The sequence below is a fragment of the Rossellomorea sp. GAMAL-10_SWC genome (assembly GCF_049568075.1).
GTDB lineage: Bacteria > Bacillota > Bacilli > Bacillales > Bacillaceae_G > Gottfriedia.
The window spans coordinates 3,157,496-3,169,191 of record NZ_CP144911.1 but is presented as its reverse complement, the minus strand read 5'-3'; the positions used below and the strand labels follow the sequence as shown (position 1 = coordinate 3,169,191).

Annotated in this window: 8 protein-coding genes and 1 other annotated feature; of the genes, 7 read left to right on the top strand and 1 reads right to left on the bottom strand. The window is 31.9% G+C overall.

Features of this window, described 5'->3' with window-relative positions:
• Window positions 1-13: 13 nt before the first annotated feature.
• The gene (locus V5E38_RS15755; RefSeq protein WP_499210706.1) at window positions 14-778 is read right to left on the bottom strand and encodes a sporulation protein; all 765 of its coding nucleotides are present in this window, start codon (window positions 776-778) and stop codon (window positions 14-16) included.
• 227 nt (window positions 779-1,005) lie between these two features.
• Window positions 1,006-1,241: a binding site (T-box leader), on the top strand.
• Window positions 1,242-1,296: 55 nt separating this feature from the next.
• On the opposite strand from V5E38_RS15755, the gene V5E38_RS15750 reads away from it, so the two are divergent.
• From V5E38_RS15750 to V5E38_RS15720, 7 genes are all read left to right on the top strand, one after another.
• The gene (locus V5E38_RS15750) at window positions 1,297-3,939 is read left to right on the top strand and encodes a valine--tRNA ligase (protein WP_499210705.1); all 2,643 of its coding nucleotides are present in this window, start codon (window positions 1,297-1,299) and stop codon (window positions 3,937-3,939) included.
• Between the two features lie 105 nt (window positions 3,940-4,044).
• Complete coding sequence (locus tag V5E38_RS15745) at window positions 4,045-5,346, top strand: bifunctional folylpolyglutamate synthase/dihydrofolate synthase (RefSeq protein WP_499210704.1); 1,302 nt, start codon at window positions 4,045-4,047, stop codon at window positions 5,344-5,346.
• Window positions 5,347-5,370: 24 nt separating this feature from the next.
• Complete coding sequence (locus tag V5E38_RS15740) at window positions 5,371-7,086, top strand: sensor domain-containing diguanylate cyclase (RefSeq protein WP_499210703.1); 1,716 nt, start codon at window positions 5,371-5,373, stop codon at window positions 7,084-7,086.
• Between the two features lie 171 nt (window positions 7,087-7,257).
• Window positions 7,258-8,232, top strand: coding sequence for a hypothetical protein (locus V5E38_RS15735; protein ID WP_499210702.1), 975 nt, complete (start codon window positions 7,258-7,260; stop codon window positions 8,230-8,232).
• Between the two features lie 980 nt (window positions 8,233-9,212).
• Window positions 9,213-9,773 (top strand): Maf family protein, encoded by a 561-nt coding sequence (locus V5E38_RS15730; RefSeq protein ID WP_499210701.1) that lies wholly within the window; start codon window positions 9,213-9,215, stop codon window positions 9,771-9,773.
• 21 nt (window positions 9,774-9,794) lie between these two features.
• Entirely contained in the window at window positions 9,795-10,481 is a 687-nt protein-coding gene (radC, locus tag V5E38_RS15725; protein ID WP_420488112.1) for a RadC family protein, read from the top strand.
• 135 nt (window positions 10,482-10,616) lie between these two features.
• Window positions 10,617-11,657, top strand: a complete 1,041-nt coding sequence (locus V5E38_RS15720; RefSeq protein WP_097978918.1) for a rod shape-determining protein — start codon at window positions 10,617-10,619, stop codon at window positions 11,655-11,657.
• The last annotated feature ends 39 nt before the right edge of the window (window positions 11,658-11,696 follow it).

Genomic DNA, 11,696 nt, shown 5'->3' with positions numbered 1-11,696 from the left:
TTTTTTATGTTTATTATTTTACATGACGTTTAATTGCATTTACTACACTTTTACGTACAAAATCCTTGTCCGTAATATGATCCTTTGAAAAAGAAATTCGAACATTATTTTCATCAGAGCCAAATAATTTAGAAAATTTACTAGTTGTTTCTTTTTGATTTTGATTAAGTTGTAGGATTAAGTCGACTGTTTTGTCAAAGCTTAAATAGTTAACTTCAACCTCTTCTAATTTTCCACGGAATTCGCCATTCATTGGGTAAAATTCAAATTCTTGAATAATTTTCCCATATTTCTTTTTGTTTTCACTATCTCTTAATACAAATCCTTCTTCTTGAAGTGCCTGGATTACCGTTTTTAAGCCGACTGAAGGCACTACTTGAACGCCATCAGCATCATATTGGTCAACAGCTTTTTCTATTTCTAAATGAGTTTTAATCCAAATATGGGATTTGTGAAGTGATACTGGTGTATTTTCAGATAAGGTGAAAAAGAAAGGAATAACAACTTCTTCATTTGCATTTATTATACGATCAACTGATACGATAAATTTTTGTAAAGTACCATTCTTATTAATAATCTTATCATTTGATTCAACTTGATATTCAGTCATTACATGTAAAAAGACGGAATCTAGTTCTTGTTTAACTCGACCACCTTTTATATATAATTCACCTTTTACTCGTTCACCAGCTTGATATTCTGTTTTTTCAAGCTTTGTATCGATTCTCGTTCCACCGATTCCGAGAACACGAGCTAATGTATTTTTAAATAACCCCATGAATATCCCCCTAAAAATTATATCTACATACTATATAATTATCGCATAATTAAATAAGTACTAGTATACCAGAATGTTAAATAATCATTACAATTATTTGTCGTATTTTTTTTATGTATTAAAAAATGTGGTACGATATTGACACATATTGAATAATCTAGAAAGAAATTAGAAATAATGTTGACTAAGCTTAAGTAAATTTTGTAGACTATTACATATATTCATAATGAAATGCAATGATAGGGAAGAGTACAACGAACTAGTTCTTCAGAGAGGAAACCATTTGGTGGGAGGTTTCTAGAAAATAGAGTTGGAATGTCGCCCTTGAGCAGTGACTTCGAAAGCTTTTTGTGATTAGAAGTTACCGGATGATCCGTTATCTTTTTTAAGTGTGTCAGTTAAACACAAGTTTTTTCTGACAAAAAAAGGTGGTACCGCGAATTCAACTCCATTCGTCCTTTTCAAGGATGAGTGGAGTTTTTTTATTTTTCAATAAATATTAGAGGAGATGAATCCGAATGGAAACAACAAAAAAATCATTACCAACAAAATATGATCCGAATTTAGTTGAAAAAGATCGTTACCAATTTTGGTTAGATGGGAAATTCTTTGAAGCACAAGTGGAATCAGAAAAGCAGAAATATACAATCGTAATTCCTCCACCAAACGTAACTGGAAAATTACACTTAGGTCATGCTTGGGATACAACATTACAAGATATCTTAACTCGTACTAAACGAATGCAAGGTTATGACGTACTTTATTTACCTGGTATGGACCATGCTGGTATTGCTACACAAGCAAAAGTAGAGGCGAAATTACGAGAAGAAGGCTTATCAAGATATGATTTAGGACGTGAAAAATTCCTAGAAAAAGCTTGGGAGTGGAAAGAAGAATATGCTTCTCATATTCGTTCTCAATGGGAAAAAATTGGATTGGGTCTAGATTACTCTCGTGAAAGATTCACATTAGATGAGGGTTTATCTGATGCAGTAAAAGAAGTATTCGTTAAGCTATACAACAAAGGATTAATCTATCGTGGTGAATATATCATCAACTGGGATCCAGCAACAAAAACAGCTTTATCAGATATCGAAGTTATTTATAAGGATGTTCAAGGTGCATTCTACCATATGCAATATCCATTAACAGACGGAACTGGAAAAATTCAAATTGCAACTACTCGTCCTGAAACAATGCTTGGGGATACTGCAATTGCGGTTCACCCAGAAGACGAAAGATATAAATCAATGGTTGGTAAAACTGTTACACTTCCTATCGTAAATCGTGAAATTCCAATCATTGCTGACGATTATGTTGATATGGAATTTGGTACTGGAGTTGTAAAAATTACTCCTGCCCATGACCCGAATGATTTTGAAGTTGGAAACCGTCATGACTTACCTCGCATTCTTGTAATGAATGAAGATGGTACAATGAATGAAAAAGCAGGAAAATATAATGGTATGGATCGCTTTGAATGCCGTAAACAAATTGTTAAAGATTTACAAGAGATGGGTGTTCTTGTTGAAATCGAAGAACATATGCATTCTGTAGGTCATAGTGAACGTAGCGGAGCGGTTGTTGAGCCATATTTATCAACACAATGGTTTGTTAAAATGCAACCACTAGCGGATGCTGCAGTAGCATTACAAAATTCTGATGATAGCGTAAAATTTGTACCGGATCGTTTTGAAAAAACGTATCTACGTTGGATGGAAAATATCCGTGACTGGTGTATTTCACGTCAATTATGGTGGGGACACCGTATTCCGGCTTGGTACCATAAAGAAACTGGTGAGATTTATGTAAATCAAGAGCCACCAGCTGATATTGAAAATTGGAATCAAGATAACGACGTTTTAGATACTTGGTTCAGTTCTGCATTATGGCCATTCTCAACTTTAGGTTGGCCAAATGAAGAAAGTAAGGATTTCCAAGCTTACTTCCCAACAAATGTATTAGTAACTGGTTATGATATTATTTTCTTCTGGGTATCACGAATGATTTTCCAAGGAATTGAATTTACTGGTAAACGTCCATTTAACGATGTTTTAATTCATGGCTTAGTACGTGATGAGCAAGGACGTAAAATGAGTAAATCACTTGGTAATGGTGTTGACCCAATGGATGTTATTGAGAAATATGGAGCAGATTCATTACGTTACTTCTTAACAACAGGAAGTTCACCGGGCCAAGATTTACGTTTCAGTATTGAAAAAGTTGAAGCTACTTGGAACTTTGTAAACAAAATTTGGAATGCTTCTCGTTTTGCTTTAATGAATATGGAAGGTTTCACATATGAAAATATCGATTTAACGAAAGAAAAATCTGTTGCTGATGAATGGATTTTAACTCGTTTAAATGAAACAATTGAAAGTGTAACAGCTTTAATCGATCGTTATGAATTTGGTGAAGTTGGCCGTGTACTTTATAACTTCATATGGGACGATGTTTGTGACTGGTATATTGAAATGGCAAAGATTCCTTTATACGGTGAAAATGAAGATGCAAAAAATATGACTCGTTCAGTTCTTGCTTACGTATTAGAAAGTACAATGAAGCTTTTACATCCATTTATGCCTTTCGTAACTGAAGAAATTTGGCAATCTCTACCACACCAAGGGGAGTCTATTACAGTTTCTGCTTGGCCGACAGTTAGAGAGGAATTAACAAATAAAGAAGCTTCTGAAACGATGAAAATATTAGTTGAGTTAATTCGTTCAGTTCGTAATATTCGTGCAGAAGTAAACACGCCAATGAGCAAAAAAGTTCAACTAATGATCTCTGCAAAGGATGAAACGATTGCAGCTGCATTAGAAGAAAATCGTTCATATATCGAGCGCTTCTGTAATCCAGAAGAATTAACAATTTCTACTAACTTAACTGCACCAGAAAAATCGATGTCTGCAGTAATTAGTGGAGCTGAGCTTTATCTTCCTCTAGAAGGTTTAATTAATCTTGAAGAAGAGAAAAAACGTTTAGAGAAAGAATTAGAAAAATGGACTAGTGAAGTTGAACGAGTTCAAAAGAAATTAAGTAACCAAGGATTTGTAGCGAAAGCTCCTGCAGCAGTTATTGAAGAAGAGCGTCGTAAAGAAAAAGATTATCTTGAAAAACAAGAATCTGTAAGAGCTCGAATTGCAGAACTAAGTAAATAAGTAGTTTAAGCAGGCGAGCTAATCGACTGTAATAAAAGTTAGTAAAATAAAAACGACGAATTGAGTTAAGAATTCGTCGTTTTTTACTATAAAGGTAGGGGTAAGATGGTTAATACATATGAGGAAGCACTGAAATGGATGTATAACAGAACAAAATTTGGCATTGTACCTGGACTACAAAGAATGGAAGAAATGCTAGTTAGATTAGGAAATCCTCAGCTTAGTGTCAAAGCAATTCATGTCGCAGGAACGAACGGAAAAGGCTCTACAATTACTTTCCTTCAAAGTATTTTATTAGAAGCAGGGTATACTGTAGGAACTTTTACATCACCATATATATTAGATTATCGTGAACAAATCATGTTCTGCGGTGAAATGATTAGTGAACAAGAATTTATTCAACTAGTAAACTGTATGATGCCAGTTGTTGAAGAAGTTGAACAGTTGCCTTGTGGTGCTCCAACTGAATTTGAAATCATTACAACAATGGCTTTTTACTTTTTCGGTAAAATAAAAGAACATGACATATTTTTAGTAGAAGCTGGTTTAGGTGGGTTAGAGGATTGCACAAATGTAATGACACCTTTAATTAGTATTATTACGAGTATTGGCCATGATCATCAACAAATTCTTGGTGAAACAATAGACGAAATCACTAAGCATAAGGCAGGAATTATTAAAAAGGGAATTCCAATTGTTACAGCAGAATTGAAAGAAAAAGCTTTAACGATTATTCAAAATGCCGCAATTAAAAATGAGGCTGATTATTTTGAATATGGTAAGCATTTTTTTGCTTCTCCTTTGAAAGATTCACTTTATGAAAAGTTTAATTACAAAGGCAATGAAATGTTAATTGAAAATATTGAGCTATCGATGCTTGGGCACCATCAAATTAGGAATGCTTCATGCGCAATCTGTGTTGTTCAATTATTACAAAATAAATATGGAATGAAGTTTAGTGAAGATCATATCAAAAGAGGATTAAAAATAGCTCAAAAAGCAGGTAGATTAGAACAAATAGCTTCTAATCCTGTCATTTATATTGATGGAGCACATAATGTTGAAGGAATTAAAAGTTTAGTGGAGACGATGAATAACCATTTTCTTGATAAGGAAATAAAGATTCTATTCTCTGCTTTGAAAGATAAAAATGTTGAAGAGATGTTAAAAGAATTACGAGGTATAACAAATAATATTGTAATGACAACTTTTGATTTTCCTAGAGCGATGAATAACGACGAATTAATTTCGAATGCTAATACACTTAATATAAAATATGAAAGTGATTTATCTATTGCAATCGATAAGAATATAAAGGATATACAGGAAGACGAGATATTATTAATAACCGGTTCATTATATTTTATCTCGGTAGTAAGAAGATATTTGCTAAAAAAATTCGCTTAGAATTGTAAAGGAGGGCCCATAATCTTGCTTAGTAAGCATAGTAATAGGTTGATTTGGATCGCATGGATTGTTCTAATGCCTATCATATTTTATTATGCTAATATGGTTAGCCCTCTTAGACATATAGAACGTTCAAATTCTTTAATTATAATTGCGTTATTTCTAATTGTAGCAAATATGCCAATTAAAATTAATGATGCTACATTTTCTTTTATTTTCGGAATCTCAATTTTGGTTTTTTTATCGTATGGTTTAGTTGCAGAACTTTTAATAAGTCAATTAGCCTATTCGATTTTGTATATAAGATTGAGTATTACAAAAAAAACTCTCTACCGAATGCCACTTAATTCGTTAATGTTTGCATTATGTTCTATTGGTAGTGCGTTACTTTATTATTTAGTTGGGGGAAAGATTGAACCTACTGGGACTAAAGAAATATTGAACAGCTTAATTCCAATCCTAATTTACACTCTTGTATCTTTTTCCATTAATCAAATCGTTATTTATTTTATTACGATTTACTTATATAAAAGAGAAATGAAATTGATTAATAGGGAATTTAAGTGGGATTTGTTTATCTATATATTAATGTATCCAATCGGAATAAGTCTTTATTTAATGTTAGAGACAAAAGGATATATTACGATAATTTACATAACTATTTACTATATTATTTTAATGATTATTTTAAACTCTTTATCCTCTGCTTTAAATATGAACAAATATTTAAAGAAAACGATGAAAATAAGTCAAAAACTGTCACAAAGAATGGACGAAGAAGAAGTAATCGATGAGTTTTTTGAACAACTTACTACTTTAATTCCAGTTTCATATGGAAATTTATTTATAGTTGAAGATAAATCGCTTAAATTAAAAAGATATTTTCAAAATAAATGTGATGAAAAAATATTTAGTTGTCCTTACTTTGATACGCTTGAAGGTTCAATATCTAAAAAAGTTTTTTCTGATAAAAGAAGATATAGTTTTAGCAGACGATCACAATGGTACACTAATGATCATTTGAAATTTTCAGAAGCAGAAAGTTTATTATCAATCCCAATTATAAAAAATCAAGAAGTAGTTGGTGTACTTACAATTGCATCAGAACAAAAAAATGCGTTTAAAAAATACCAAGTAGTTCTGATCGAAATACTTGCATTATATCTCGCAATTGCGGTTGAAAATGCAAGGTTTTACTTACAAACAAAAATCAGAAGTGAAACTGATTCTTTAACCGGCTTATATAATTTTGAATATCTCGAATCTAAAATTAAAGATGAATTTGAACAGTTGAAATCATTCAAGATAAAGTCAATTTCATTACTCCTCATAGATTTAGATTATTTTAAAAGAGTGAATGACGAATATGGTCATCAAGCAGGTAATGAAGTATTATTTGAAGTTGCAAGACGGATTAAAATGGTAGTGAAGCAAAGTGGTTTAGTTGCTCGCTTTGGTGGAGAGGAATTTTCAGTACTTCTTGTAAATCATAATGAAAGAGAAACATATAATTTAGCAGAAGAAATTAGAAAATCACTTGAAATTATTCCATTTTACATTACAAATCATATGACTAACGAAGATCAGCAGATTAAATTAACAGTAACAGCAAGTATAGGAGCAGCAGTTGCACCATTTGTGGCGACAGAACCGTCAGACTTAATTCGATGTGCAGACAGAGCTATGTATTCAAAAGCAAAAAATGCTGGAAGAAATAAAGTGGCAATGTATAGCAAATAACCACCGGGAATTCTACGGTGGTTATTTATTTATGTAGATAAAAAATAGGCAAGTTTTTGTAATTTTTTGTTGCACGATACCTGTTTGCCCTCGACAAATGTCGGCGTGTTTTTCTGGAATTATATGTTAGTATTTTTTTACGTTTTAAAATAAAGTAGTAGGAGGATTCATATGGACAAGTCCTCAAAGATATCAATTAAAATTAATGGCGAGGAAAAAGCGTTTGAAGAAGGTGCCGTGACTTCTCAAGATCAGGTAGAGGAGAAGAACGGGGAATTTGGATGGGTTTTACCAACTCCTGATGGGTTAGGCAAAAAAGTAATCGTTTTAGATGATGTTAAAAAGAAGAAAAAGATTAAGCCAGAGCAAAAGGTGAAGGAGAAAAAGAAAAAGAAGATTTCTTTTTTCACAAAGAAGTCACCTTCGAAAAGTATTATTATTTCTATTATAGGTGCAAGTTTAATAGGACTGTGTTTTGGGTTTGTATTTTTAGGCATATTTAAACAATCAAAGCCAGATGCACTTAACCCAACAAAAAATAGTGTATCGGTTTCTGGTACAGCAACAAATCAAGTACAAATGAAGATTCCAGCAGTGAAGTTTGATCTCGCACAAGTTGGAATGTATAAAAGTATGGAATCAGCTAAGAAAAATGAAAAAGAAGTATCTACAAATGGCTTTACCCCTGTCATTTATGAAAAAAATAATAATTTTTTCGTCGTTATTGCTTTGAGCGGGAAAGATAGCACGTTTTTAGCAGATGAAGTTAAGAAAAAATTAAAAAGCACATATTTAAAAGAAGAGACAGTTGGTGGGCAAGAATACAAAGGCCCAAAACAATCAGTAGATATGTACAAAGCTGAAGTGGAAACATTTAATTTTATGTTATCGTACTTAACAGATAAAAACTTTAATAACGAAAAACAGCTTGAACAAATAAGCTCAACCATGTTAATTTTGTCTAAACAAAAAGATTATATTAAAAATAAGCAATTACTAAGTGGACTTAAGCATTTACAAAACATCGAAAAAGTAATGTCCTCAAACACTAAGCACAATCTAAATAAAGTAACCCAATCAGTCCAATATGACATGTTATCCTTATTTAAAATATTAAAAGAACAAAAAAATACACTAACAAATTAAATTTTGTTAGTGTATTTTTAGTTTGTTGAAATATAAAAGTCAATCAGTTGAACATTATTGATGTTAAAATTCATATTTTGAAGACCTATTAAGATTTTAGATGTTAATGTGTGTTTAAACAATTTTATTAAACCAACAAACTATAGTAATTGTTTTATTGAAGAGTTAAAAATTAAGAGTAAATATTAGATAAATTCTAATGATTAGTTTATAAGTTGATGTTTGATCTCAATTGACATACAAACAAATGAAAAACTGTTTTTTTATGCTAAGTAAAGGACATTAAATTAGCATTTAATCCAGAGTGCTGAAATATAAAATGGTCAATAGAGAAAACGGACATTAAATGAACATTTATTAATGATGAAATTATTACTTTTTGGATGATTTATTAATGGTTTAAAGTTACTCTAAGTAAAAGCTATTAGATTAGTATTTATTGCAGACTTTTTTGATTGAAAAAGTTGATTGGAACGAAAGGGATGCTTGACTCCTATGGGATAAGCGGGAAGGCTGAGACCCCACAGGCTTGCCGAGGAGGCGAAAGAATCTCGCCCCATGGAAAGCGAGCATCCTGTAATGGAATTCAACATCACTCTACTCCTTTACGAAAATTTGAAAATAAATTGACAAGATCATTTTTCAACAACGTGAATACACTGGCAAATTATTTTTGTATTTTTTATTACAAATTAAATGAAAGAAATTAATATTTAACATTAAAAACTTCTTCTAGAAATTGATATCTATTCAAATTTTAAGCAAATTTTACTCCGAAAAGACTGGGTTTGGACATAAAATATTTAAAAATGAAATTTTATTATTAGGGTATTTTAATACTTAACAAAACTTTCATTTTTATTACATTTTAATAACGAATAGACAACGAAAAGTGTTTTTTACTAATTTGTGTTATAGTGATTACTTGGGTAGGATAATCTTGTATCCTTCCTTTAAAATTAAATAATAGGTGAATGACAATGAAAAAACTTATATTAGCCTCTGCATCTCCTCGAAGAAAAGAACTTCTTAGCATGTTAAATATCCCTTTTATCATTGAAACTAGTGATGTTGAAGAAGTAATGGAGCAGAACTTGCAGTCTTCTGAGATTGTAATGAAATTGGCGGAAGAAAAAGCTACAGATGTATCCAATAAATTTCCAAATGCAGTAGTAATCGGTGCTGATACGATCGTTACTTATAATGATAAAAAACTAGGTAAGCCTACCTCAAAAGAAGATGCATTTGCAATGTTAAAAATGCTATCTGGAAAAACACACGAGGTTTTTACTGGAGTTTCAATTATTAATGAAGGTAAAAGTAGTAGCTTTTATCAATGTACAAAAATTACCTTTAGTGAACTAAGTGATCAAGAAATAATTGATTATATCAATACTAATGAACCGATGGATAAAGCTGGTTCTTACGGCATACAAGGATATGGCGGAACATTTGTAGAGAAAATAGACGGCGACTATTATTCTGTTGTTGGACTTCCGATCAATAAAGTTAAGAAAAAACTAAGAGAACTAAATTTTTAACTTTTGATTTGAGGTGATATTTTGTCAAATTCGGTTCTCATTAAAGATTTTCCGAAAGATGAAAGGCCAAGAGAGCGATTGTTAAAATTTGGTCCCGGTAGTTTGTCTAATCAAGATTTACTTGCGATCTTATTAAGGACTGGGACAAAAAATGAATCGGTTTTAAAAGTTTCAAACGAACTTTTATTGAAATTTGATGGACTAAGATTATTAATGAATGCGTCTGTTGAAGAAATATCAAATATTAAAGGGATCGGTGAAGCGAAAGCTGTACAGTTAATTGCTGCCTTTGAATTAGGAAAAAGGATTAACCGTCTTCAATATGACGAAAGATTTAGTATTAAAAGTCCAGATGATTGTGCTAAATTTATGATGGATGAAATGCGATTTCTTGAACAAGAGCATTTTGTATGTTTATACTTAAATACGAAAAATCAAGTTATTGCCCGCGAAACTATTTTTAAAGGTAGTTTAAATGCTTCGATCGTCCATCCTCGTGAAGTTTTTAAAGAAGCTTTTCGTAGATCTGCAAGCTCGATTATTTGTTTACACAATCATCCAAGTGGGGATCCAACTCCAAGTCGAGAAGATATCGAAGTAACAAAACGATTAGTTGAATGTGGAAAAATAATTGGAATTGAATTACTAGACCATATCATAATTGGTGAACATAAGTATGTCAGTTTAAAAGAAAAAGGTTACGTTTAAGGGTGTTCATTAGTAGCTAATTGTTTTATAATGTAAGTTATGGATAAAAACCTGTTATTTACTAACGATAAGAGAATATAGTATAGATACTTTAAATATGAATTTAAGTTGTACGTTTTAGAAAGGAAGATACATATGTTTGGATTAGGTGGATTTACTCGTGATTTAGGAATAGACTTAGGTACTGCGAATACTTTAGTCTTTGTAAAAGGAAAAGGAATAGTAGTTAGAGAACCTTCTGTAGTTGCTTTAAGGACGGATACGAAACAAATTGTTGCTGTAGGTAATTCAGCAAAATTAATGATTGGTCGTACTCCAGGAAATGTTGTTGCAACTAGACCAATGAAAGATGGTGTAATTGCTGATTTTGAAACAACAGCAACAATGATGAAGCACTATATTGATCAAGCTCAAAAGAGTAACGGATTTTTTTCACGTAAACCTTACGTAATGGTATGTGTACCATCAGGTATTACTGCTGTTGAAAAAAGAGCTGTTATTGATGCAACAAGACAAGCTGGTGCACGTGATGCATTCTTAATTGAAGAACCTTTTGCTGCTGCAATTGGTGCTAATTTACCAGTTATGGAACCAACTGGAAGTATGGTTGTTGATATTGGTGGAGGAACAACTGAAGTTGCAATTATCTCATTAGGTGGAATCGTTACAAGTCAATCGATTCGTACTGCTGGTGATGATATGGACGAAGCGATCATTCAATATATTAAAAAGAACTATAACTTATCAATTGGTGAACGAACTGCCGAACAGTTAAAGCTTGAAATTGGTTCAGCTATTAAAACTGAATCAGATGAACAAATGGATATTCGTGGTCGTGATTTAATTTCTGGTTTACCTAAAACAATTACAATCCATGGAGAAGAAATTGCAACAGCATTAAGTGATACAGTTGCCGCAATTGTTGAATCTGTAAAAAATACTTTAGAGAAAACGCCACCTGAATTAGCAGCAGACATTATTGATCGTGGAATCGTTCTTACAGGCGGTGGAGCACTTCTTCGTAATATTGACAAAGTAATTGCTCAAGAAACAAATATGCCTGTAATAGTTGCAGAAGACCCTCTTGATTGTGTTGCAATGGGGACAGGTAAAGCGTTAGATAATATCGATATTTTCAAAAAGAATTTTGGTGCAAATTCAAGTCAATATCGATAAAATTGAATGGAAAATGTATTGAAAAATAAGCTAGTTTTC

Excerpts from the sequence above, each read along its gene's own strand:
- V5E38_RS15755 (WP_499210706.1), bottom strand. The coding sequence starts at position 778 with ATGGGGTTATTTAAAAATACATTAGCTCGTGTTCTCGGAATCGGTGGA.
- V5E38_RS15750 (WP_499210705.1), top strand. The coding sequence starts at position 1,297 with ATGGAAACAACAAAAAAATCATTACCAACAAAATATGATCCGAATTTA.
- V5E38_RS15745 (WP_499210704.1), top strand. The coding sequence starts at position 4,045 with ATGGTTAATACATATGAGGAAGCACTGAAATGGATGTATAACAGAACA.
- V5E38_RS15735 (WP_499210702.1), top strand. The coding sequence starts at position 7,258 with ATGGACAAGTCCTCAAAGATATCAATTAAAATTAATGGCGAGGAAAAA.
- V5E38_RS15730 (WP_499210701.1), top strand. The coding sequence starts at position 9,213 with ATGAAAAAACTTATATTAGCCTCTGCATCTCCTCGAAGAAAAGAACTT.
- V5E38_RS15720 (WP_097978918.1), top strand. The coding sequence starts at position 10,617 with ATGTTTGGATTAGGTGGATTTACTCGTGATTTAGGAATAGACTTAGGT.